Origin of the sequence: Pandoraea sp. NPDC090278, assembly GCF_044772185.1 — a bacterium.
In the GTDB taxonomy this organism is placed as follows: Bacteria; Pseudomonadota; Gammaproteobacteria; order Burkholderiales; family Burkholderiaceae; genus Pandoraea.
Genome location: NZ_JBIVYJ010000008.1, coordinates 40,617 through 61,164, shown reverse-complemented (window position 1 = coordinate 61,164; position 20,548 = coordinate 40,617). Strand labels below are relative to the sequence as shown.

At 60.4% G+C, this 20,548-nt stretch carries 30 protein-coding genes; 4 read left to right on the top strand and 26 right to left on the bottom strand.

Features of this window, described 5'->3' with window-relative positions:
* Positions 1 to 13: 13 nt before the first annotated feature.
* The 25 genes from rplO to rpsL all read right to left on the bottom strand — a co-directional run bounded on the left by rplO (position 14) and on the right by rpsL (position 14,213).
* A complete protein-coding gene (gene rplO, locus ACIQWO_RS24520) occupies positions 14 to 448 on the bottom strand; it encodes a 50S ribosomal protein L15 (protein WP_039393709.1) in 435 nt (144 codons plus the stop codon).
* Positions 449 to 459: 11 nt separating this feature from the next.
* Positions 460 to 642: a 50S ribosomal protein L30 gene (gene rpmD, locus ACIQWO_RS24515; protein ID WP_010804119.1), complete on the bottom strand. Its 183-nt coding sequence runs from the start codon at positions 640 to 642 to the stop codon at positions 460 to 462.
* A gap of 11 nt (positions 643 to 653) precedes the next feature.
* Positions 654 to 1,172 (bottom strand): 30S ribosomal protein S5, encoded by a 519-nt coding sequence (rpsE, locus tag ACIQWO_RS24510; protein WP_039393711.1) that lies wholly within the window; start codon positions 1,170 to 1,172, stop codon positions 654 to 656.
* A 13-nt stretch (positions 1,173 to 1,185) separates the two neighbouring features.
* Entirely contained in the window at positions 1,186 to 1,551 is a 366-nt protein-coding gene (rplR, locus tag ACIQWO_RS24505) for a 50S ribosomal protein L18 (protein ID WP_039393713.1), read from the bottom strand.
* A gap of 11 nt (positions 1,552 to 1,562) precedes the next feature.
* Positions 1,563 to 2,096: a 50S ribosomal protein L6 gene (gene rplF, locus ACIQWO_RS24500; RefSeq protein ID WP_402829760.1), complete on the bottom strand. Its 534-nt coding sequence runs from the start codon at positions 2,094 to 2,096 to the stop codon at positions 1,563 to 1,565.
* Positions 2,097 to 2,111: 15 nt separating this feature from the next.
* Positions 2,112 to 2,507 (bottom strand): 30S ribosomal protein S8, encoded by a 396-nt coding sequence (gene rpsH, locus ACIQWO_RS24495; RefSeq protein ID WP_010804123.1) that lies wholly within the window; start codon positions 2,505 to 2,507, stop codon positions 2,112 to 2,114.
* A gap of 13 nt (positions 2,508 to 2,520) precedes the next feature.
* A complete protein-coding gene (rpsN, locus tag ACIQWO_RS24490) occupies positions 2,521 to 2,826 on the bottom strand; it encodes a 30S ribosomal protein S14 (protein ID WP_039393717.1) in 306 nt (101 codons plus the stop codon).
* Between the two features lie 7 nt (positions 2,827 to 2,833).
* Positions 2,834 to 3,373, bottom strand: coding sequence for a 50S ribosomal protein L5 (gene rplE, locus ACIQWO_RS24485; RefSeq protein WP_023593829.1), 540 nt, complete (start codon positions 3,371 to 3,373; stop codon positions 2,834 to 2,836).
* A gap of 13 nt (positions 3,374 to 3,386) precedes the next feature.
* On the bottom strand, positions 3,387 to 3,695 hold the full coding sequence (rplX, locus tag ACIQWO_RS24480) for a 50S ribosomal protein L24 (protein WP_402829756.1): 309 nt from the start codon (positions 3,693 to 3,695) through the stop codon (positions 3,387 to 3,389).
* Between the two features lie 11 nt (positions 3,696 to 3,706).
* A complete protein-coding gene (gene rplN, locus ACIQWO_RS24475) occupies positions 3,707 to 4,075 on the bottom strand; it encodes a 50S ribosomal protein L14 (protein WP_010804127.1) in 369 nt (122 codons plus the stop codon).
* A gap of 265 nt (positions 4,076 to 4,340) precedes the next feature.
* Complete coding sequence (gene rpsQ / locus ACIQWO_RS24470; protein WP_039393722.1) at positions 4,341 to 4,613, bottom strand: 30S ribosomal protein S17; 273 nt, start codon at positions 4,611 to 4,613, stop codon at positions 4,341 to 4,343.
* Complete coding sequence (rpmC, locus tag ACIQWO_RS24465; RefSeq protein ID WP_010804129.1) at positions 4,610 to 4,804, bottom strand: 50S ribosomal protein L29; 195 nt, start codon at positions 4,802 to 4,804, stop codon at positions 4,610 to 4,612. Before rpmC ends, rpsQ begins: the two co-directional genes overlap by 4 nt.
* Before the next feature lie 14 nt (positions 4,805 to 4,818).
* Positions 4,819 to 5,235, bottom strand: a complete 417-nt coding sequence (gene rplP, locus ACIQWO_RS24460; RefSeq protein WP_010804130.1) for a 50S ribosomal protein L16 — start codon at positions 5,233 to 5,235, stop codon at positions 4,819 to 4,821.
* Between the two features lie 2 nt (positions 5,236 to 5,237).
* Positions 5,238 to 6,041 (bottom strand): 30S ribosomal protein S3, encoded by an 804-nt coding sequence (rpsC, locus tag ACIQWO_RS24455; RefSeq protein ID WP_039393724.1) that lies wholly within the window; start codon positions 6,039 to 6,041, stop codon positions 5,238 to 5,240.
* A gap of 9 nt (positions 6,042 to 6,050) precedes the next feature.
* Positions 6,051 to 6,380 (bottom strand): 50S ribosomal protein L22, encoded by a 330-nt coding sequence (gene rplV, locus ACIQWO_RS24450; RefSeq protein WP_039393726.1) that lies wholly within the window; start codon positions 6,378 to 6,380, stop codon positions 6,051 to 6,053.
* Positions 6,381 to 6,390: 10 nt separating this feature from the next.
* Positions 6,391 to 6,666 carry a 30S ribosomal protein S19 gene (rpsS, locus tag ACIQWO_RS24445; protein WP_010804133.1) on the bottom strand — a complete coding sequence of 92 codons (276 nt, stop codon included), beginning with the start codon at positions 6,664 to 6,666 and terminating at the stop codon, positions 6,391 to 6,393.
* A 13-nt stretch (positions 6,667 to 6,679) separates the two neighbouring features.
* Positions 6,680 to 7,507: a 50S ribosomal protein L2 gene (gene rplB, locus ACIQWO_RS24440; RefSeq protein ID WP_039393727.1), complete on the bottom strand. Its 828-nt coding sequence runs from the start codon at positions 7,505 to 7,507 to the stop codon at positions 6,680 to 6,682.
* A 2-nt stretch (positions 7,508 to 7,509) separates the two neighbouring features.
* Complete coding sequence (rplW, locus tag ACIQWO_RS24435; RefSeq protein WP_010804135.1) at positions 7,510 to 7,824, bottom strand: 50S ribosomal protein L23; 315 nt, start codon at positions 7,822 to 7,824, stop codon at positions 7,510 to 7,512.
* On the bottom strand, positions 7,821 to 8,441 hold the full coding sequence (gene rplD / locus ACIQWO_RS24430; protein WP_010804136.1) for a 50S ribosomal protein L4: 621 nt from the start codon (positions 8,439 to 8,441) through the stop codon (positions 7,821 to 7,823). The genes rplW and rplD overlap by 4 nt, the downstream gene beginning before the upstream one ends.
* Before the next feature lie 2 nt (positions 8,442 to 8,443).
* Positions 8,444 to 9,100, bottom strand: coding sequence for a 50S ribosomal protein L3 (gene rplC / locus ACIQWO_RS24425; RefSeq protein ID WP_039401616.1), 657 nt, complete (start codon positions 9,098 to 9,100; stop codon positions 8,444 to 8,446).
* 205 nt (positions 9,101 to 9,305) lie between these two features.
* A complete protein-coding gene (rpsJ, locus tag ACIQWO_RS24420; protein WP_010804138.1) occupies positions 9,306 to 9,617 on the bottom strand; it encodes a 30S ribosomal protein S10 in 312 nt (103 codons plus the stop codon).
* Positions 9,618 to 9,730: 113 nt separating this feature from the next.
* Positions 9,731 to 10,939 (bottom strand): elongation factor Tu, encoded by a 1,209-nt coding sequence (gene tuf / locus ACIQWO_RS24415; RefSeq protein ID WP_402829747.1) that lies wholly within the window; start codon positions 10,937 to 10,939, stop codon positions 9,731 to 9,733.
* A gap of 82 nt (positions 10,940 to 11,021) precedes the next feature.
* Positions 11,022 to 13,124 carry an elongation factor G gene (gene fusA / locus ACIQWO_RS24410; RefSeq protein ID WP_402829744.1) on the bottom strand — a complete coding sequence of 701 codons (2,103 nt, stop codon included), beginning with the start codon at positions 13,122 to 13,124 and terminating at the stop codon, positions 11,022 to 11,024.
* Between the two features lie 117 nt (positions 13,125 to 13,241).
* Entirely contained in the window at positions 13,242 to 13,712 is a 471-nt protein-coding gene (gene rpsG / locus ACIQWO_RS24405) for a 30S ribosomal protein S7 (RefSeq protein ID WP_023593821.1), read from the bottom strand.
* 126 nt (positions 13,713 to 13,838) lie between these two features.
* Positions 13,839 to 14,213: a 30S ribosomal protein S12 gene (gene rpsL, locus ACIQWO_RS24400; protein WP_010804142.1), complete on the bottom strand. Its 375-nt coding sequence runs from the start codon at positions 14,211 to 14,213 to the stop codon at positions 13,839 to 13,841.
* Positions 14,214 to 14,624: 411 nt separating this feature from the next.
* Here rpsL and ACIQWO_RS24395 point away from each other — a divergent pair, with 411 nt between their 5' ends.
* The 4 genes from ACIQWO_RS24395 (at position 14,625) to ACIQWO_RS24380 (ending at position 19,725) form a co-directional block, all read left to right on the top strand.
* Positions 14,625 to 16,019, top strand: coding sequence for a PLP-dependent aminotransferase family protein (locus ACIQWO_RS24395; protein ID WP_402829739.1), 1,395 nt, complete (start codon positions 14,625 to 14,627; stop codon positions 16,017 to 16,019).
* Between the two features lie 201 nt (positions 16,020 to 16,220).
* Positions 16,221 to 17,354 carry a hypothetical protein gene (locus ACIQWO_RS24390; protein ID WP_402829737.1) on the top strand — a complete coding sequence of 378 codons (1,134 nt, stop codon included), beginning with the start codon at positions 16,221 to 16,223 and terminating at the stop codon, positions 17,352 to 17,354.
* A gap of 173 nt (positions 17,355 to 17,527) precedes the next feature.
* Positions 17,528 to 18,844, top strand: coding sequence for a hypothetical protein (locus ACIQWO_RS24385; protein WP_402829734.1), 1,317 nt, complete (start codon positions 17,528 to 17,530; stop codon positions 18,842 to 18,844).
* Between the two features lie 158 nt (positions 18,845 to 19,002).
* Positions 19,003 to 19,725 (top strand): HAD family hydrolase, encoded by a 723-nt coding sequence (locus ACIQWO_RS24380; RefSeq protein WP_150578287.1) that lies wholly within the window; start codon positions 19,003 to 19,005, stop codon positions 19,723 to 19,725.
* On the opposite strand, the gene ACIQWO_RS24375 is transcribed toward ACIQWO_RS24380, so the two are convergent.
* Positions 19,673 to 20,464 (bottom strand): AraC family transcriptional regulator, encoded by a 792-nt coding sequence (locus ACIQWO_RS24375; protein WP_402829731.1) that lies wholly within the window; start codon positions 20,462 to 20,464, stop codon positions 19,673 to 19,675. The genes ACIQWO_RS24380 and ACIQWO_RS24375 overlap by 53 nt on opposite strands.
* Between the last annotated feature and the right edge of the window lie 84 nt (positions 20,465 to 20,548).

Genomic DNA, 20,548 nt, shown 5'->3' with positions numbered 1-20,548 from the left:
GGGGCGTCCTAACTTACTCTGCGACCGAACCGCCAGCCGCTTGAATTGCCGTGAGCGCACCCTTGGTGACGCCCAGACCCTTCACAACGACCTTGCGGGTGATCTCGCCAGCGGCGATGATCTTGGCCGAAAGCGACAGCTCGCTCACCAGACCGGCCTGCTTCAGAACCAACAGATCGATCTCGTCGACCGGCAGGTTGTTCAGGTCCGACAGGCGAACTTCGCCCACGAAACGACGCGTCAGCGACTTGAAACCACGCTTCGGCAGACGACGTTGCAGCGGCATTTGACCGCCTTCGAAGCCCACCTTGTGGAAGCCACCCGAACGCGACTTCTGACCCTTGTGACCACGGCCGGCGGTTTTACCCAGACCCGAACCGATGCCACGGCCAACGCGGCGCTTGGCGTGCTTGGCGCCTTCTGCCGGCTTAATCGAATTCAATTCCATTTTGCCCTCGCTCAGTCGACGATCTTCACAAGGTACGAGACCTTGTTGATCATGCCCCGCACAGCGGGCGTATCCTGCAACTCGCTGACCGAATTGAGGCGACGCAGGCCGAGGCCCTTCACGGTGGCGCGATGTTCTTCGCGCGTACCGATCAGGCTCTTGACCAGCTTAACTTTCACAGTTTGCTGCGACATATTGATCACCCTTAGCCGAGGATCTCTTCCACCGACTTGCCACGCTTAGCGGCGATGTCAGCAGGAGTCGATTGTTTCTTCAGGCCGTCGAGCGTGGCGCGGACCAGGTTGTACGGGTTCGTCGAGCCAAGGCTCTTCGTCACCACGTTGGTCACGCCCATCACCTCGAACACCGCGCGCATCGGGCCACCGGCGATCACGCCAGTACCGTCCTTCGCCGGCGACATCAGGACACGCGAGGCGCCATGCTGGCCGAGAACGTTGTGTTGAAGGGTGCCGTTCTTCAGAGCAACCTTGAACATATTGCGGCGGGCTTGTTCCATTGCCTTTTGAACGGCAACCGGGACTTCCTTCGCCTTGCCCTTGCCCATGCCGATGCGGCCATCGCCGTCACCAACCACGGTCAACGCGGCAAAACCGAGAATACGGCCACCCTTCACAACCTTCGTGACACGGTTGACCGCGATCATCTTCTCGCGAAGGCCGTCGTCGCGTTCGTCAGCCTGAACTTTCGCTTGCATCTTTGCCATGACGGATCCTTACTTAGAACTTGAGGCCGGCTTCACGGGCTGCGTCGGCGAGAGCCTTAACGCGACCGTGATAGCGGAAGCCCGAGCGGTCGAAAGACACGCTTTCGATGCCGGCAGCCTTCGCCTTTTCGGCGATACGACGACCGATCAACGCAGCAGCGGCAGCGTTGCCACCCTTGCCTTCCTTGTCGCCCAGTTCCTTGCGCACTTCGGCTTCCAGCGTCGAAGCGCTGGCCAGCACTTGCGTGCCGTCTTCCGAGAATACTTGCGCGTAAATGTGCACGTTGGTGCGATGCACGGAAAGGCGATGCACCTTCTGAGCTGCCAGCTTGATACGAGTCTGGCGAGCGCGGCGCACACGTGATTGTTTCTTGTCCATGTTTCGCACCCTTACTTCTTCTTGGTTTCCTTGAGGATCACCGTCTCGTCCGCATAGCGGACACCCTTACCCTTGTAGGGCTCGGGCGGACGGTAACCGCGAACTTCCGCAGCCACTTGTCCGACGCGTTGCTTGTCAACGCCTTTGATGATGATCTCAGTCTGCGTGGGGGTCTCTACCTTCACGCCTTCCGGCATGGCGTGCACAACATCGTGCGAGAAACCCAGCTCGAGCTTCAGGTTGTTACCTTCAGCCTTGGCACGGTAACCCACGCCAACGAGTTGCAGCTTCTTTTCGAAACCCTTGCTCACACCGGTCACCATATTGTTGACCAGTGCACGTTCCGTACCATACAGCGCATTCGCTTCACGGCTTTCGTCAGCCGGGGCGAAGGTGATGGTGCCGTCTTCAATCTTGACGTTCACAAGGGTGTTGACGCCGCGGGTCAACGAACCCAGGGCACCCTTGACCGTCAGCACATTGCCAGCCAGCGTCGTTTCAACGCCCTTCGGCAGTGCAATGGGACTCTTACCTACTCGAGACATTTCAACTCTCCTCGGTTAGGCCACGTAGCAGATGACTTCGCCGCCCACGCCAGTGGCGCGTGCTTTGCGATCCGTCATCACGCCCTTCGGGGTCGAGACGATTGCAACGCCCAGGCCATTCATGACCTGCGGGATATCGTTGCGGCTCTTGTACACACGCAGACCCGGGCGCGAAACGCGCTCGAGGCGCTCGATCACCGGACGGCCAGCGTAGTACTTCAGTGCGATGTTCAGCACCGGCTTGGTTTCTTCTGCTTCAACCGCGAAGTCTTCGATGTAGCCTTCGTCCTTGAGGACCTTGGCGATCGAGACCTTCAGCTTGGACGAGGGCATCTTCACCGATGCTTTCTCAACCATCTGAGCGTTGCGGATGCGAGTCAGCATATCGGCGATAGGATCGCTCATGCTCATGGTGCTTCTCCTATTACCAGCTTGCTTTGGTCACGCCCGGGATTTCGCCACGGAAGGCGATTTCACGGATCTTGTTACGGGCCAGGCCGAATTTGCGGAACGTGCCGCGCGGACGACCGGTCAGCTCGCAACGATTGCGTTGACGCGTCGGGTTGGCGTTACGCGGCAGCTGTTGCAGCGCCAGGCGTGCTTCATAACGCTCGTCTTCCGACTTGCTGGTGTCTTCGATGATCGCTTTGAGGTCAGCACGCTTGCCAGCGTACTTCGCCGCCAGACGGGCGCGCTTCTTTTCGCGTTCGATAAGTGCCAGTTTAGCCACGATTACCTCAGTTACGGAACGGGAATTTGAACGCCGACAGAAGAGCCTTGGCTTCTTCGTCAGTCTTCGCAGTCGTCGTGATGCTGATGTTCAGACCACGCAGTGCGTCGATTTTGTCGTATTCGATTTCGGGGAAAATGATCTGCTCTTTCACACCGATGTTGTAGTTGCCACGACCGTCGAACGCACGACCCGAAATACCGCGGAAGTCACGCACGCGCGGCAGAGCCACGGTGATGAAACGATCCAGGAATTCGAACATACGCTCACCGCGCAGCGTCACCATCGTACCGATCGGGTAACCTTCGCGGATCTTGAAACCGGCGATAGCCTTACGAGCCTTCGTCACCACCGGCTTTTGACCGGCAATCTTCGTCAGGTCGCCAACGGCGTGCTCAATGATCTTCTTGTCAGCGACGGCTTGACCAAGGCCCATGTTCAGGGTGATCTTGGTAATGCGCGGCACTTCCATCACGGACTTGTAACCGAACTGCTTGGTGAGCTCGGCGACAATCTTGTCCTTATAGAATTCTTGCAAACGGGCCATTATCTATACTCCCTTAGGCACCGACGACCGCACCGGTCGTCTTGAGGAAGCGGACCTTCTTGCCGTCTTCGACCTTGATGCCCACGCGCGACGGCTTGCCATTGGCATCCACCAGCGCCACGTTCGAAACGTGGATCGGCATCGTTTTGTCGACCACGCCACCTTGCGTACCCTTCATCGGGTTCGGCTTGACGTGCTTCTTGGCGACGTTCACGCCTTCGACGACCAGCTTGTCACCATCAACGATCAGAACCGTGCCACGCTTGGCCTTGTCCTTACCCGTCAGAACGATGACTTGGTCACCCTTACGAATCTTGTTCATGTGTCGGCTCCTTACAGCACTTCCGGGGCCAGCGACACGATCTTCATGAAGCGTTCGGTACGCAGTTCACGCGTAACCGGCCCGAAGATACGGGTGCCGATCGGCTCGAGCTTGGTGTTAAGCAGCACGGCGGCGTTGCCGTCGAATTTGACCAGCGAGCCGTCCTGGCGACGCACGCCCTTGGCGGTGCGCACGACCACTGCGTTGTAGATTTCGCCCTTCTTGACGCGACCGCGCGGGGCAGCATCCTTCACGCTGACCTTGATGATGTCGCCAATGCCGGCGTAGCGACGCTTGGAGCCGCCCAGCACCTTGATGCACATCACTTCGCGCGCACCGGTGTTGTCGGCTACTTCGAGCCGGGTTTCAGTTTGAATCATGGTGTTATCTTCCCAACTTAATCCGACACCTAGGCGTCGGTCAGTCTTGGTCCCCGTCAGCACCAAAGGGTGCCGTTTGGGTTGAGTCGTTCAAAAGTGGACAACCTTGCTACCTCGTCCAGACCCGTAGAGGATACGAATCGGCTTCGGAAGCCATCCACTCCCTTGCGAAACCAAAGACCGGTTTTGGCGAAAGAAGCGGAAAGTCCGGAATTATACATCGGTAATTCCGGACTTGCAAGTCATGCCTTCGCTTCAGACTGCCTTAGATGATACGGGCAGCTTCCACGAGACGGGCAACCGTCCAGGCCTTGGTCTTCGACAACGGACGGGATTCTTGAATCTCGACCAGGTCGCCTTCCTTGTACTGGTTGGTTTCGTCGTGCGCGTGGTACTTCTTCGAGCGCACGATGTACTTGCCGTAGAGCGGGTGCTTCATTTGACGCTCGATCAGCACGGTAACCGTCTTGTCCATCTTATCGCTGACAACGCGACCAACGAGGGTGCGCTTCAGCGAAGTCTTAGCGGTATCGTTCATTTCTGGCTCGCCTTCTCAGTCAACACGGTACGCACACGCGCGATGTCCTTGCGCACCTTCTTCAGCTGGCTGGTGTTGCTCAGCTGTTGGGTGCCCGCTTGCATGCGAAGACCGAATTGGGCCTTCAACAGATCCGACAGTTCCTTGTTCAGGCCGTCGACATCCTTGGCACGAAGTTCGGATGCTTTCATTTCAAATTCTCCCTTCAGGCGCCAAGGCGACGGACGAAGAACGTCGTCTGAATCGGCAGCTTGGCAGCAGCCAGGCGGAACGCCTCGCGCGCCAGCGCTTCATCCACACCGTCCATTTCGTACAGCATCTTGCCCGGCTGAATCTCGGCGACGTAGTACTCGGGGTTACCCTTACCGTTACCCATACGCACTTCTGCCGGCTTTTGCGAGATCGGCTTGTCCGGGAAAATACGGATCCAGATACGGCCACCACGCTTGATGTGGCGGGTCATAGCACGACGAGCAGCTTCGATCTGGCGAGCCGTCAGACGACCACGACCGACCGCCTTCAGACCGAATTCGCCGAACGACACTTCGTTGCCACGGGTGGCGACGCCAGTGTTACGGCCCTTCTGCTCTTTGCGATACTTTCTGCGTTTCGGTTGCAGCATGATTATTCTCCAGTCTTGGCGTCGCCTTCAGGCTTGCCAGCCGGACGGCGTGCACCACCGCGCTTCGCACCGGCCTTGTCGCCAGCATCGTCACGACGGGGGCGACGGTCGCCCGGACGCGCGTTGCGGCGCGGACGCTTTTCTTCGGCCGGCTCTTCAGCCACCGGAGCGTCGTTGCGGCCCAGCGTGTCACCCTTGTAGACCCACACCTTGATACCGATGATGCCGTACGTCGTCTTCGCTTCCGAGGTTGCGTAGTCGATGTCAGCGCGCAGGGTGTGCAGGGGCACACGGCCTTCGCGGTACCACTCGGTACGGGCGATTTCGATACCGTTCAGACGGCCAGCGCTCATGATCTTGATGCCTTGGGCACCCAGACGCATCGCGTTCTGCATCGCGCGCTTCATTGCGCGACGGAACATGATACGGCGCTCAAGCTGCTGAGCGATCGAATCGGCGATCAGCTGCGCATCGGTTTCCGGCTTGCGGATTTCTTCGATGTTCACGTGCACGGGCACGCCCATGCGCTTCTGCAGCTCAGCCTTGAGGATTTCGATGTCCTCGCCCTTCTTGCCGATCACAACGCCCGGACGCGAGCTGAAAATCGTGATGCGAGCATTCTTGGCCGGACGTTCGATGACCACGCGGCCAACCGAAGCGTTCTTCAGCTTCTTCTTCAGGTAATCGCGAACGCCGATATCTTCCTGCAGCATTTTCGCGAAGTCCTGGTTGTTCGCGTACCAACGCGAAGCCCAGTTACGACTGACAGCCAGACGGAAGCCAGTCGGATGAATTTTCTGTCCCATCGTGACCCCTTAGTTGCCCAGCGTCACAGTGATGTGACAGGTTTGCTTCTCGATGCGGTTACCACGGCCCTTAGCGCGCGCGGTGAAACGCTTGAGCGAGGTCGCCTTGTCAACGAAGATGCCCTTAACGCGCAGTTCGTCGATGTCAGCACCTTCATTGTGCTCGGCGTTGGCGATAGCCGACTCCAGCACCTTCTTGATGATGACCGCGGCCTTCTTCGGCGAGAAGGTCAGTACATTCAGCGCACGCTCCAGCGGCAGGCCGCGAATCTGGTCAGCGACCAGACGCGTCTTCTGCGCCGAGATACGGGCACCGCGGTGAATTGCTTTCACTTCCATGATCGGCCCCTTATTTCTTCGCCTTCTTGTCGGCCGCATGGCCCTTGAAGGTACGGGTAAGTGCGAACTCACCCAGCTTGTGGCCGACCATGTTTTCCGTCACGTACACCGGCACGTGTTGACGGCCATTGTGTACGGCGATCGTCAGGCCGATGAAATCGGGCAGGACGGTCGAACGACGCGACCAGGTCTTGATCGGCTTCTTGTCACGCGATGCAGCTGCCGCTTCCACTTTCTTCAGCAGATGAGCGTCGCAAAACGGACCTTTTTTAACAGAACGAGTCATTTGCTAGCTCCAATTAGCGCTTCTTGCGACGCTGAACGATCATGCTGTCGGTGCGCTTGGTCGAACGGGTACGCTTACCCTTGGTATGCTGACCCCACGGGCTGACCGGATGACGACCAGCTGCCGTACGACCTTCACCACCACCGTGCGGGTGATCCACCGGGTTCATCGCCACACCGCGAACGGTCGGGCGAATACCGCGCCAACGCTTAGCACCGGCCTTGCCCAACTGGCGCAGGCTGTGCTCTTCGTTGCCGACTTCACCGATGGTGGCGCGGCACTCGATGTGCACGCGACGGACTTCGCCCGAACGCAGACGCACTTGAGCGTACGTGCCTTCACGAGCCAGCAGCATTGCCGACGTACCAGCGGCACGGGCAATTTGCGCGCCCTTACCCGGCAGCAGTTCGATGCCGTGAATCGTGGTACCGACCGGAATGTTGCGGATCGGCAGTGCATTGCCAGCCTTGATCGGGGCTTCGGAGCCGCTCACCACTTGCTGGCCGACGGTCATACCCTTCGGAGCAAGAATGTAACGACGCTCGCCGTCGGCGTAGCAAAGCAGTGCGATGTTCGCGCTGCGGTTCGGATCGTACTCAAGACGCTCAACCTTCGCCGTGATGCCGTCCTTGTTGCGACGGAAATCGACGATACGGTAGTGCTGCTTGTGACCGCCACCCATATGACGGGTGGTGATGTGACCGTTGTTGTTACGGCCAGCGGTCTTGCTCTTGGTATCGAGCAGCGGGGCGAACGGCTTGCCCTTATGCAGATCCTTGTTGACGACCTTGACCAGCGAACGGCGGCCCGGCGACGTCGGTTTCGTTTTGACGAGTGCCATGATTACTTGGCCTCCGCTTCAAAATTGATTTCCTGACCCGGCTTCAAGCTCACGTAAGCCTTCTTCTCGTGGTCGCGACGACCCATGAAGCGGCCAAAGCGCTTTTGCTTGCCCTTACGGTTCAGGATCTGCACCGACTCGACTTCAACCTTGAAGAGAAGCTCAACAGCAGCCTTCACTTCTTGCTTGTTCGCGTCGCGTGCAACTTGGAACACCACTTGTTCATTCTTGTCAGCCACCAGCGTCGCCTTTTCGGAGATCACCGGCGCGAGCAAGACCTGGTACAGACGATGGTCGTTTTTACGCACGTCGCTCATGACAGCATCTCCTCAATCTTGGCGATCGCGCCCTTCGTCAGCAGCACCTTCTTGAAGTAGATGAGCGACAGCGGGTCGGCGAAACGCGGCTCGGTGACGGCAACGTGAGCCAGATTGCGCGAGGCCAGGAACAGGTTCTCGTCCACGCTATCCGTGATCAGCAGCACCGACTCAAGACCCATGGCCTTGATCTTTTCAGCGAGCAGTTTGGTCTTCGGCGCATCCAGCTTGATGTCCTCGACCACCGACAGACGACCTTCACGGGCGAGCTGCGACAGAATCGAGCACACACCGGCGCGGTACATCTTCTTGTTGACCTTGTGGGTGAAGTTCTCTTCCGGCGAATTCGGGAAGATACGGCCACCGCCGCGCCACAGCGGGCTCGACGACATACCGGCACGAGCACGGCCCGTACCCTTCTGACGCCACGGCTTCTTCGTCGTGTGCTTGACCTGTTCACGGTCCTTCTGCGCACGATTGCCGCTGCGGGCGTTGGCTTGATAAGCCACCACAACCTGATGGATCAGCGCTTCGTTGTAGTCACGGCCGAACACGACGTCCGACGCGTTGACAGCAGCGCCTTCCTGACCTTGCTCATTCAGGAGCTTCAGTTCCATTGTTACGCTCCCTTCGCGAGTTTGGCCTTGACTGCCGAGGTCACGAAAACCTTGCCTTCGTTGGCGCCCGGAACGGCACCCTTCACGAAGATCAGGCCACGTTCAGCGTCAATGCGCGCGATTTCGAGATTCTGTACCGTCGTCGTGACGTCACCCAGGTGACCCGTCATGCGCTTACCCGGGAACACACGGCCCGGATCCTGCGCCATACCGATCGAACCCGGCACGTTGTGCGAACGCGAGTTACCGTGCGATGCGCGGCCCGAAGCGAAGTTGTAACGCTTGATGGTACCTGCGTAGCCCTTACCGATCGACACGCCTTGCACGTCGACCTTCTGGCCTACTTGGAACAGATCGACACCAACGGCTGCGCCCGGCTGCAGTTCAGCAGCTTTGGCAGCATCGATGCGGAATTCCTTGAGGATTTCACCGGCTTCAACACCAGCTTTCGCATAGTGACCGGCGGCGGCTTTGGTCACGCGCGAAGCGCGACGATTGCCAAAAGTGACTTGAACGGCGGTATAGCCGTCCGTTTCATCCGTCTTGATTTGCGTCACACGGTTGTTAGACACGTCGAGCACGGTGACGGGAATCGAATCGCCGTCGTCCGTGAAAATACGCGTCATGCCAACCTTGCGACCGACAAGGCCAAGGCTCATGATTTTCTCCATTCCCGACTGCGATTGGCCGGGGCTAAATGACAAAAGGATGGTCCACGGATGTGGGCCATCTTTTCAAAACTACACTTGAGCCCGCCATTATAGGCGGACTTTTATCGCTTGACAAGTGTTGCTAAATCACATAACAAAAGCCCCGCCGGTCCAGCATTGGCGGGGCTTTCAAGAGCGAATTCGCTCGCAAGCCTTACTGCAGCTTGATTTCGACGTCGACGCCAGCCGGCAGATCGAGCTTCATCAGCGCGTCAACCGTCTTGTCCGTCGGATCGACGATGTCCATCAGGCGCTGGTGCGTGCGGATTTCGAGCTGGTCGCGCGACGTCTTGTTGACGTGCGGCGAACGCAGGATGTCGAAACGCTCGATGCGCGTCGGCAGGGGCACCGGGCCCTTGACGATTGCGCCAGTGCGCTTGGCGGTTTCAACGATTTCGGCAGCCGACTGGTCGATCAGGCGGTAGTCGAAAGCCTTCAGGCGGATACGGATCTTTTGGTTCTGCATGGAATTTCTCCAAAGAGCATGGCAACCCTCGTTCGGGCGCCGGGTAAATCACAAAGAGCAAACAGAATCACGACGATGGGGGCCGAAACCCCGCACCGTCGTTCAATCCGCTATTAGGCGACGATCTTGGCAACGACGCCCGAGCCAACCGTACGGCCACCTTCGCGGATTGCGAAGCGCAGACCTTCGGTCATGGCGATCGGGGCGATCAGCTTGACGGTGATCGACACGTTATCGCCCGGCATGACCATTTCCTTGTCGGCCGGCAGGCTGATCGAGCCCGTCACGTCCGTCGTACGGAAGTAGAACTGCGGACGGTAGTTGTTGAAGAACGGCGTGTGACGGCCGCCTTCGTCCTTCGACAGCACGTACACTTCGGCCGTGAAGTCCGTGTGCGGCTTGATCGAGTTCGGCTTGGCCAGAACTTGACCACGCTGGACGTCTTCACGCTTCGTGCCGCGCAGCAGCAGACCAACGTTGTCGCCCGCTTGACCTTGGTCGAGCAGCTTGCGGAACATTTCAACGCCCGTGCAGGTCGTCTTGTCGATGACCGGCTTGCCGCCGTCCATCTTGATACCGACGATTTCGATTTCTTCGCCGACCTTGACCACGCCCGACTCGATACGACCCGTCACCACCGTGCCGCGACCCGAGATCGAGAACACGTCTTCCACCGGCATCAGGAACGGCTTGTCAACAGCGCGTTCCGGCGTCGGGATGTACGTGTCCAGTGCGTCGGCCAGGTTCATGATGGCCACTTCGCCCAGTTCGCCCTTGTCGCCTTCCAGCGCCAGCTTGGCCGAACCCTTGATGATCGGGGTGTCGTCGCCCGGGAAGTCGTACTTCGAGAGAAGCTCGCGCACTTCCATTTCGACCAGCTCGAGCAGCTCGGCGTCGTCGACCATGTCGCACTTGTTCAGGAACACGATGATGTACGGCACGCCAACCTGACGAGCCAACAGGATGTGCTCACGCGTTTGCGGCATCGGGCCGTCAGCAGCCGAGCAAACCAGGATAGCGCCGTCCATCTGGGCAGCACCGGTAATCATGTTCTTGACGTAGTCGGCGTGGCCCGGGCAGTCAACGTGTGCGTAGTGACGCGCAGCCGTTTCGTACTCGATGTGAGCCGTGTTGATCGTGATACCACGTGCCTTTTCTTCCGGCGCCGCGTCGATTTCGTCGTACTTCTTGGCTTCGCCGCCGAACTTGGCCGACAGAACCGTTGCGATAGCAGCCGTCAGGGTGGTCTTGCCGTGGTCAACGTGGCCAATGGTACCGACGTTCACGTGCGGCTTAGTCCGCTCGAATTTTTCCTTTGCCATTTCCGAATCCTCAGATACTGAATAGACGATTAAACAGTGTGTCGGGTGCCGCACCGGATGATGCGGTCACCCTACAAATGAATTACTTGCTCTTGTTGCTGATGATGGCTTCGCTCACGTTCTTCGGAGCTTCAGCGTAGTGCTTGAACTCCATCGTGTACGTGGCGCGGCCTTGCGTGGCCGAACGCAGCGACGTCGAATAGCCGAACATTTCCGACAGCGGAACTTCAGCGCGCACGATCTTGCCGCCGCCGACCATGTCGTCCATGCCCTGGATAATGCCGCGACGGCTCGACAAGTCGCCCATCACGTTACCCATGTAGTCTTCCGGCGTTTCCACTTCCACGGCCATCATCGGCTCGAGGATGACCGGCTTGGCACGGCGCATAGCTTCCTTGAAAGCCATCGAACCAGCCATACGGAACGCGTTTTCGTTCGAGTCCACATCGTGGTACGAACCGAACGTCAGGTGGACCGTCACGTCGACGACCGGGAAGCCAGCAAGCACACCGCTCTTGAGCGTGTCCTGGATACCCTTATCAACGGCCGGAATGTATTCACGCGGAATCACACCACCCTTGATTTCGTCGAAGAACTTGTAACCAGCGCCTTGCTCGCTCGGCTCAAGCGTAATGACAGCGTGACCGAACTGGCCGCGACCGCCCGACTGCTTGACGAACTTGCCTTCCACGTCGGCTGCCGTTGCGCGAATGGTTTCGCGGTAAGCAACCTGCGGAGCGCCGATGTTGGCTTCCACGCCGAATTCGCGCTTCATGCGATCGACCAGAATTTCGAGGTGGAGCTCGCCCATACCCGAAATGATGGTCTGACCCGATTCTTCATCGGTCTGCACGCGGAACGACGGGTCTTCCTGCGCCAGGCGGTTCAGGGCGAGGCCCATCTTTTCCTGGTCGACCTTGGTCTTCGGCTCGACAGCCTGCGAAATCACCGGCTCCGGGAACACCATGCGCTCGAGCACGATCGGTGCCGACGGATCGCACAGCGTGTCACCCGTCGTCGCATCCTTCAGGCCGACAGCAGCGGCGATGTCGCCAGCGCGCACTTCGTCGATTTCTTCACGCTGGTTCGCGTGCATCTGCACGATGCGACCCAGGCGTTCCTTCTTGCCCTTGACCGAGTTCAGCAGCGTGTCGCCCTTGTTCACAACGCCCGAGTAGACGCGGAAGAAGATCAGCTGGCCAACGAACGGGTCCGTCATGATCTTGAACGCCAGCGACGAGAACTTCTCTTCGTCCGAAGCGCGACGCTCCGTCGGCTGTTCCTTGTCATCCGTGCCCTTGACCGGCGGGATGTCGACCGGCGACGGCAGGAAGTCGATCACGGCGTCCAGCATACGCTGCACACCCTTGTTCTTGAACGCGGTACCGCACAGCATCGGCTGGATTTCGCAAGCGATGGTACGCAGACGAATGCCTTCGATGATGTCAGCTTCGGAGAGGTCACCCTCTTCGAGGTACTTGTTCATCATCTCTTCGCTCGACTCGGCAGCGGCCTCGACCATGCCTTCGCGCCACTTCTGGGCTTCTGCTTGCAGCTCGGCCGGGATGTCGACGTAGTCGAACTTCATGCCTTGCGAAGCTTCGTCCCAAATGATCGCCTTCATCTTGATGAGGTCGACCACGCCCTTGAAGTTTTCTTCAGCGCCGATCGGCACCACCACCGGCACCGGGTTGGCCTTCAGGCGGTTCTTCAGTTGGTCGTAGACCTTGAAGAAGTTCGCGCCGGTACGGTCCATCTTGTTGACGAATGCCAGACGCGGCACGCCGTACTTGTTGGCCTGACGCCACACGGTTTCCGACTGGGGCTGAACACCACCCACGGCGCAATACACCATGCATGCACCATCGAGAACACGCATCGAGCGCTCGACTTCAATCGTGAAGTCGACGTGACCCGGGGTGTCGATGATGTTGATGCGGTGCTTTTGATAGTTGTTGGCCATGCCGGACCAGAAGCAGGTCGTGGCAGCCGACGTAATCGTGATGCCGCGCTCCTGTTCCTGCTCCATCCAGTCCATCGTCGCCGCGCCATCGTGCACTTCACCGATTTTGTGGTTCACACCGGTGTAGAACAAAATGCGCTCGGTCGTCGTGGTTTTACCTGCGTCGATGTGAGCGCTAATACCGATGTTGCGGTAGCGCTCGATAGGGGTTGTACGAGCCACTTTAAGCCTCTTTCAATGTAGCCGCCATTTTTGAGGGGGCTACTAACACAAACGGGCGAGGCGCAATTTCTCATGCGCACCCGCCCCGGTTTCTGCTCTAGGTACTGCTTGCCAGCGTCAGAAGCGGAAGTGCGAGAAGGCCTTGTTGGCTTCAGCCATGCGGTGAACTTCGTCACGCTTCTTCATGGCGCCGCCACGACCTTCCGAGGCTTCAATCAGCTCACCAGCCAGGCGCAGGGCCATCGACTTCTCGCTACGCTTCTTCGCGGCCTCACGCAACCAACGCATCGCCAATGCCATACGACGCGACGGACGCACTTCGACCGGAACTTGATAGTTTGCACCGCCAACACGGCGGCTCTTGACTTCAACCACGGGCTTCACGTTACCGAGAGCCGTGTTGAAGACTTCCAGCGGATCCTTGCCCGCCTTGGTTTGGATCTGCTCGAAAGCACCATAAACGATGCGCTCTGCAACCGACTTCTTGCCGGCAAGCATGAGCACGTTCATGAATTTAGCGACTTCAACGTTGCCGAACTTCGGATCGGGCAACACTTCGCGCTTGGGGACTTCGCGACGACGCGGCATGATTTCTTCCTTAATCAATTCAGTTGGAGCAGAGCTCCAGGCCACCTACTAGCCATTCTTTGGCCGAGTGACCACTTACTCAGTGACGATGTACCACCATCACCGAACGTATATCCGCTAAGCCGCTTAGGCCTTCGGACGCTTCGCGCCGTACTTCGAACGGGCTTGCTTACGGTCCTTGACGCCTTGCGTGTCGAGGCTACCGCGCACCATGTGGTAACGCACACCCGGCAAGTCCTTCACACGACCGCCGCGAATCAGCACGACCGAGTGTTCCTGCAGGTTGTGGCCTTCACCGCCGATGTACGAAATGACTTCGAAACCGTTCGTCAGGCGCACCTTGGCAACCTTACGAAGTGCGGAGTTCGGCTTCTTCGGCGTCGTGGTGTACACACGGGTGCACACGCCGCGACGCTGCGGGCAGTCCTGCAGGGCCGGGCTCTTGCTCTTGATTTGAGCAGAGGTGCGCGGCTTGCGGACCAATTGGTTAATCGTTGGCATTGTGATTTCCTAAACGTGTCAAAAGCATGAAAGCCAAGGCGGGCCGTCATGCGACTTTACTGCGTACTCCCCGGCTGCTCTTGCGGATAGTCCGCATCTAAACGCTTGATGCATAAGCACTTTGCATTAGGCACGGGCATGCCGCCGGAAAAACCGGAGCCTGCGACTATACCCCCGCTATTGGCAAGTGTCAACGCAGTCGCGCGCAAATTCTCGCCGTAAGTCGTTGATTGTTAACGGTCATGGTCAGGTCACGGTCTTCGTCACCACGCATCGCACACCGCCGCAGGCACCGCCTCAAGGTGCGTCTCCCCCTCCCAAATTCAAGACTTGCGACTCATATGTATGCAAACTACACTGCATACACAGCCGATTTACGTACGAATTTCCATACATAACACCGACATGGCTATGGACACTTCTCACGACACGCTTCGCGCCACCTTCTGGAAACCTGCGCTCACCGCGGGCAAAGGCCCCCGCTATCTGAGGCTGGCGAGCTTCATCGAGCAGTCGGTCGCGGACGGCCGCCTGCGCCCCGGCGACCGGCTCCCGGCGCAGCGCGAGCTGGCGTCGTGGCTGGGCATCGACTTCACCACGGTCACGCGCGCCTACAACCGGGCGCGCGACCGGAGCGCCATCGAGGGGCGCGGCCCGCTGGGCACCTTCGTCAGCAAGCCGCGCGTGGCACTCGATCAGGTGCTGGACCTGGGTATGAACATTCCACCCGCGCCAGCCGGGCAGTTCCTTGGTGAGTTGCTGCAAAAGGGAATCGACGAAGTCCTGCGGCATACCGATGCTTCAATGCTTATGGCGTACCAATTGGGGGACGGGGGCGTTGCCGACCGTCAGGCCGGTACGCTCTGGCTCGCGCCGATGCTCGGCACCCTCGCCCCGACCGACGTGCTCGTCTGCCCCGGCGCACAGGCCACGCTGGCGGCATTGCTGCTCACCGAGACCGAGCGGGACGAAACAGTGTTGTGTGAGCCGATCGTCTATCCGGGGGTACGCGGCGCGGCACGCTCGCTCGGTCGCCGTCTGGAGGGCGTTGCGACCGACGCAGACGGCATGCTGCCCGATGCGCTGGCCGCTGCCGCCCGCCAGCACCGCGCGCGTCTCGTCTATCTGAACCCCACGCTCCAGAACCCGACCACGCGCACGATGCCCGAGCGCCGCCGCCGGGAACTGCTCGCCGTGGCGGACAAGCTCGACCTGACGCTCATCGAAGACGACCCCTACTGGCGTCTCTTGCCGGACGCCCCGCCGCCGCTCGCCCGCCTCTCGCCGCATCGCGTGCACTATGTGTCCACGCTGTCGAAATGCCTGACGCCAGGCCTGCGCACCGCGTATGTCCGTCTGGCCGACGGTCGCAAGCGCGACGTCTTCCTCAGTACGCTGCATTCGTTCGCGCTGATGGCGCCGCCGTTGATGTCCGGATTGGCGACGCAGTGGATCCACGACGGCACCGCCGACCGTCTCATGGATGGGGTGAAGGAAGCCGCCGCGCAGCGTCAGGCCATCGCCGCCGAGATTTTGGGCGACGCGAACGCCCCGTCAACTCAGGGCATTCACCTCTGGCATGAGTTGCCCGCCCCGTGGACAGCCCGCGAACTGACCATGGCCGCCCGCGCCGAGGGACTCGCCGTCACGCCCGCGGACGCCTTCTGCCTGTCGCCGGACGCGCCCAACGCCATCCGCATCTCATTGGGCGGTGTGCGCGATCCGGAGCGTCTGTCGAGTGCGCTCAAGCGTCTGCGGTCGCTGCTGCGCGAAGCGCCGCCGAGCCTGCGCGCCGCGATCGTCTAAGACCTGCCGTCGGCATCGGGTACGGGACGCAGCGCTTTCGTCCGGCTTCCACCCCGCTTCCGTCCCGATACCGACAGGCCCAGCGCGCACGGCAGAAGCCTATGCCTGCGGGCTCACGCAAAGTCCGGTCGGGCGCGCCTTGTTGCGCGCGCCATCTACCGGAGCAAGCGCATGCACATCAGCCATATTGCGACACAGGTGTTGGCGGCGGCGAGCGCCACCCCCTGGTTCGCGAACTACAGGGATCGCCCTGGCCAGACCTTTGAGAGCGCCCGCAATATCACGTCGGATTTGCGATGCCCGTACGTAAAGCGCGAGGTCCCCAAACCCGTTTTGCCACCCATAGGGCTCGAACCACAGACCTATCACCATTTCCTGAAATCCCGATTGGCGGATCTGGTCGACGTGTGCGTCGTCGGCAACCAAGACGACCGAAAGAACTGCCTGCTCGACCTGCCTCCAGGCGAGCCGAGCATAGTGCCGGTCAGCCGTATGATCGAGTCGGGATGCAGCCGGTCGCTGCCACCCGCGATAGCGTGCGAACTCGCCAGTACGGACCGCGAAGCCTGGCAACTCGCGCGAGCGTATCGAAAGCAATACAGCCGCGACTTACGGGGCAAATATTCGATAGCGTCGCTGGAGGCCCGGATCAAAACCGCGCTTCACGCCATGCCGGACGACATCCAGCAGGCGTTCCACCACAGCGAGACATCGATCGTGGTGCCGCGTCACAGTTTTCGTCGTTTCTACTCTGGCGCGAACGAGGCCCGTCGCAATGGCGTGCAACCGAATCCGCCCGACAGCACCTCGCTCGTGATGGACGAACGTAGTTTCCTTCGCGACGCCATGCTGGGCGCCTACGTTGTGCCACCGAAGGACCACGCCGTACAGCCATACATCGTTTCGCTGGCGGGGTTCTATCTCATCGACGACATCCGGGAGCCCGGGCCACCCGCAGACAATGGAGACGAGGAAAGGCGAACGGATTCGCAGATCGAATTCCGGGCGCTGCATGAACACTTCGTTCGGCACTCCGGACACACGTTTGGCCATCGCCCCAACTACCTGGCGGAAGACCCCGACGCCACGACCTTTCACACCATTCCCCGCAAGGGCAGTATCGAACAGACGCTGGCCAGATATCTGCACAACGGTGTGAAGCGCTACTACAAGTTCGCTGCGGCCGGTCCACGCGAGCGCGTCGCCCGGGACAGTCACCGCAACGCGCGTCAGGCGCTGTGTGACGCGGGCACGTTCGACGGCCTCAGCTCTCGGCAACGGGCACAGGTCTTCGACCGCTTGCATCGGTGGATGGATAAGGAGCAGCACGCCTGAGCGTCACCGCGCCGTGAGACGTTCCACCGGATCGTCGGCGCTGACGCCGTGCTCACGCAGCGAAAGCGCCGATCCCCATCTGCAAATATCCCGGCCTCAACCCGACAATCCGATTCGCCCCAGCGGGAATACTCCGGGTCACGGAAATCCCTGTGACCTCAACCGGAGTGACGATGATCCTCAACTCAATGTCCGATTGGCTGACATCGGCCACGAACGCAGCCAAGGCGCTCCCCGCAATGCACGTACAAGCCCATACGCTGCGCGTCGCAAACGACCTCACACGCGCCACCTCCGCGCCCATCACATCGACCATGATTGCGCCTGCCCTCCGGGACTGGCACGCCGCGCAAAACGCCGCATCCTCCAATTGGTCGCACCCGCCGGTCACACGGGCTCGCGTCTTCGCGGAGCGGTTGGCCGATGTCCGGCCGGTGTGCGTTGTCGGTGCGCGCGACGATGCACGGAACTGTCTTCTCGACCTGCCTGCCAACGCTCAGGTCAATGTCGACGCCAGCCGTCTGCTCCTCGCAGGCTGCGAGGCGTCCTTGGATGCGCAGACGCGCAAAACGCTGTCGCGTGAGCGGCGTAACAGCGCGACATTGGAGCGCGAGTTCTCCAAGGCCCGGGCTACGGAGTCGCGGGGCCAATATTCCGTTCGCTCCATCGAGCAGCGTCTGACCAAGCGGCTGAACCAGTTATTACCCGGCATGGAACGCCTGCTGAAAAACACCGGGGCTTATATCGAGATCCCGCAGTTGTCGGTGACGCGGTTGGTCACGAGCGTGCCGGAAGCCCGGCGGCATGGCATCGACGTCCCGTTTCAACACGCCAACCTGCGTCTGCCTCTGGGTGCGCCGGAGATCCAACGCGCCACGCTAGGCGCGTACATCCGCATTCCTGCCCGCGACCGGCAGTTGCTCCTGTTTGTCTCGCTAGCCACGCCGGATACGGTCGAATGGGTCGATCAGGACGTCAGAATCCACGCGACCCGGCACCAGCAGCAGTTGTTCGGCGATATTCCCGAGAATTTCGATGCGACGCCGTTACCGATGCATGCCGAGATACGACGCCCCAATCTCGTCCGGACCCTCGCAAAACATCTGCATGACGGACACGGGCGATATCACGACTTCGCCTACGGCGCGACCCGCGAGTCACTCGCGCCGATATCGCACGCCGACGTCAGGCAACCGCTCTGCGCGCAGCACGGGTCGGAGGCGCCGGTAGACGCTGTACAACACGATGCGCCGCAGGACGACTCGACACCGTCGGCGGCAATGCACTTACCCCGCGCCCCCGAGGCGGCACCTGCGACGTCCGGGATACCGGCGCAAGCGGCAGAAGCAACGGAAGCCATCGAGCCTCCGAAGCGTCGTGCGTCGCGCAGCAACTCCATGTCACTCGACGAAATGGCCAAGGCAGTCGAGATGCTTGAGCGGCTGGATCGGGAGTACAGTCGGCTTGCCCGCCCCCGCTTCGGAAAATGACGGAGCGACGTCAAGCTATCATTTCCCGTAGCCCGATCTGTCGCATCAGGCGTAGCCGCTGTCACTCGGCACGTTTTACTTACTCTGGCGAATTCGTACACTCCCACATTTCGGCGGCAGCTCCCCCACTCCGCCCTGACACGAGTCCACTACCCGCCATGCAGGCAAGTTTCGAGAAAGACAGTATTTTGGTCCTCGATGTCGACGGTACGCTGACCGACTCGGTGCGCATCCATCAACGCGCCTTGCTGGGCGCGATGGAATCGCTGGCGTTCGATGAATTGAACACCGACTGGGGAAGTTATCCGCATCACACCGACACCGGGATCCTGATTCACGCCCACGCGGAGAACGGTCGCGCCTTGCCGCAGCCGCACGATCTGGCCCGCTTCGAGCACGAGATCGACGAGCGCTTCACCGCCCTGCTCAACGCGCACGGGCTGGCCGAGATCCCCGGTGCGCGCGCCTTTGTCGAGGCCGCGCACCGTTCGCGCTGGGGTGTGGTGTTCGCCACGGGTGGCATCCGGCAGGTCAGTCACCGCAAGCTGCGCTCCGTCGCCATCGATTACACGGACGCGATGCTCATCACCGCGTCCGAATACAGCTCACGCGACCAGTTGGTGGCCGAGGCGATCAAGCGGGCGCAGGCGGGCTACGGGATTACGCGCCCGCGGGCGGTGGTCTCGATCGGCGACGGGATGTGGGATCTGAAGGTTGCGCGCAAGCTCGGCATCGATTTCGTCGGCATCGGCTCGAAACGTCAGCGCTCGCCGCTGCTCGACGAAGGCGTCCCGGTCTACGACGACATGTGGGACGCCATGCACTGGCTCACTCCGGGCCGCGGGCGCGCGTCAGGTACTCGCTTGGCGTCACGCCCATAAAACGGCGGAACATTGTGGAAAAGGCGCTCGGCGTGTCGTAACCGACTTCGAGCGCCACTTGCGTGATGGGCCGCCCGGCCCCCAGCAACGGCAACGCGCCCAGCAGCCGCATCTGCTGACGCCACTCCCGGAACGGCAAACCGAACTCCGTCATGAAGCGACGCTCCAGCGTACGGCTCGACGCCCCCACTTCCACGGCCCAGTCCTGAAGACTGCGGGGGTCGGCGGGCGTTGTCAGATAGGTGTCGAAGATCTTGCGCAGACGCGCATCGCGCGGCACCTGCAAATGGAGCGGCGAATCGCTTTTCCACTCGACTTCTTCGAGTAGCAGTGCAATCACAAGCGCATCCTTGCCCTGCGGCGACCAGTCGGGCGGCAGCGTCATCGCGCGCAGAATCAGCTCTCGCAGCAGCGCCGAGACACGGATGACAACGGGTACATCGGAGGCTGCCATGTCGAGTCGTTCGACATCGACATAGATCGTGCGCATCTCCACCTTGCCGCGCATGCGCACTTCGTGCGTGACGTTGGCCGGAATCCACAACGCGCGCTGCGGCGGAATCACCCAAAACGACGTATCGGTGCGGACTTCCAGAATACCGGCGCTCGCATACATCAATTGCGCGCGTCGATGACTGTGAGGGCGCACTACATGACCATCGGGGTAATCTTTCGCCAACGCGCCGACGGGGCGGTCATGAGCCTGAAACTCCAGGGGTATCGCACTGGTGATCGGCATTGGGACCAAGCCTCAAAAAAGGCGAAATTTGGGACGTATTTGGCGACGTCGTCAGCGTAACACCGCCCACACGCCCCTACCAAG

Excerpts from the sequence above, each read along its gene's own strand:
- rplO (WP_039393709.1), bottom strand. The coding sequence starts at position 448 with ATGGAATTGAATTCGATTAAGCCGGCAGAAGGCGCCAAGCACGCCAAG.
- rpmD (WP_010804119.1), bottom strand. The coding sequence starts at position 642 with ATGTCGCAGCAAACTGTGAAAGTTAAGCTGGTCAAGAGCCTGATCGGT.
- rpsE (WP_039393711.1), bottom strand. The coding sequence starts at position 1,172 with ATGGCAAAGATGCAAGCGAAAGTTCAGGCTGACGAACGCGACGACGGC.
- rplR (WP_039393713.1), bottom strand. The coding sequence starts at position 1,551 with ATGGACAAGAAACAATCACGTGTGCGCCGCGCTCGCCAGACTCGTATC.
- rplF (WP_402829760.1), bottom strand. The coding sequence starts at position 2,096 with ATGTCTCGAGTAGGTAAGAGTCCCATTGCACTGCCGAAGGGCGTTGAA.
- rpsH (WP_010804123.1), bottom strand. The coding sequence starts at position 2,507 with ATGAGCATGAGCGATCCTATCGCCGATATGCTGACTCGCATCCGCAAC.
- rplE (WP_023593829.1), bottom strand. The coding sequence starts at position 3,373 with ATGGCCCGTTTGCAAGAATTCTATAAGGACAAGATTGTCGCCGAGCTC.
- rplX (WP_402829756.1), bottom strand. The coding sequence starts at position 3,695 with ATGAACAAGATTCGTAAGGGTGACCAAGTCATCGTTCTGACGGGTAAG.
- rplN (WP_010804127.1), bottom strand. The coding sequence starts at position 4,075 with ATGATTCAAACTGAAACCCGGCTCGAAGTAGCCGACAACACCGGTGCG.
- rpsQ (WP_039393722.1), bottom strand. The coding sequence starts at position 4,613 with ATGAACGATACCGCTAAGACTTCGCTGAAGCGCACCCTCGTTGGTCGC.
- rpmC (WP_010804129.1), bottom strand. The coding sequence starts at position 4,804 with ATGAAAGCATCCGAACTTCGTGCCAAGGATGTCGACGGCCTGAACAAG.
- rplP (WP_010804130.1), bottom strand. The coding sequence starts at position 5,235 with ATGCTGCAACCGAAACGCAGAAAGTATCGCAAAGAGCAGAAGGGCCGT.
- rpsC (WP_039393724.1), bottom strand. The coding sequence starts at position 6,041 with ATGGGACAGAAAATTCATCCGACTGGCTTCCGTCTGGCTGTCAGTCGT.
- rplV (WP_039393726.1), bottom strand. The coding sequence starts at position 6,380 with ATGGAAGTGAAAGCAATTCACCGCGGTGCCCGTATCTCGGCGCAGAAG.
- rpsS (WP_010804133.1), bottom strand. The coding sequence starts at position 6,666 with ATGACTCGTTCTGTTAAAAAAGGTCCGTTTTGCGACGCTCATCTGCTG.
- rplB (WP_039393727.1), bottom strand. The coding sequence starts at position 7,507 with ATGGCACTCGTCAAAACGAAACCGACGTCGCCGGGCCGCCGTTCGCTG.
- rplW (WP_010804135.1), bottom strand. The coding sequence starts at position 7,824 with ATGAGCGACGTGCGTAAAAACGACCATCGTCTGTACCAGGTCTTGCTC.
- rplD (WP_010804136.1), bottom strand. The coding sequence starts at position 8,441 with ATGGAACTGAAGCTCCTGAATGAGCAAGGTCAGGAAGGCGCTGCTGTC.
- rplC (WP_039401616.1), bottom strand. The coding sequence starts at position 9,100 with ATGAGCCTTGGCCTTGTCGGTCGCAAGGTTGGCATGACGCGTATTTTC.
- rpsJ (WP_010804138.1), bottom strand. The coding sequence starts at position 9,617 with ATGCAGAACCAAAAGATCCGTATCCGCCTGAAGGCTTTCGACTACCGC.
- tuf (WP_402829747.1), bottom strand. The coding sequence starts at position 10,939 with ATGGCAAAGGAAAAATTCGAGCGGACTAAGCCGCACGTGAACGTCGGT.
- rpsG (WP_023593821.1), bottom strand. The coding sequence starts at position 13,712 with ATGCCGCGTCGTCGCGAAGTCCCCAAGCGCGAAGTGTTGCCCGATCCG.
- rpsL (WP_010804142.1), bottom strand. The coding sequence starts at position 14,213 with ATGCCAACGATTAACCAATTGGTCCGCAAGCCGCGCACCTCTGCTCAA.
- ACIQWO_RS24395 (WP_402829739.1), top strand. The coding sequence starts at position 14,625 with ATGGACACTTCTCACGACACGCTTCGCGCCACCTTCTGGAAACCTGCG.
- ACIQWO_RS24385 (WP_402829734.1), top strand. The coding sequence starts at position 17,528 with ATGATCCTCAACTCAATGTCCGATTGGCTGACATCGGCCACGAACGCA.
- ACIQWO_RS24380 (WP_150578287.1), top strand. The coding sequence starts at position 19,003 with ATGCAGGCAAGTTTCGAGAAAGACAGTATTTTGGTCCTCGATGTCGAC.
- ACIQWO_RS24375 (WP_402829731.1), bottom strand. The coding sequence starts at position 20,464 with ATGCCGATCACCAGTGCGATACCCCTGGAGTTTCAGGCTCATGACCGC.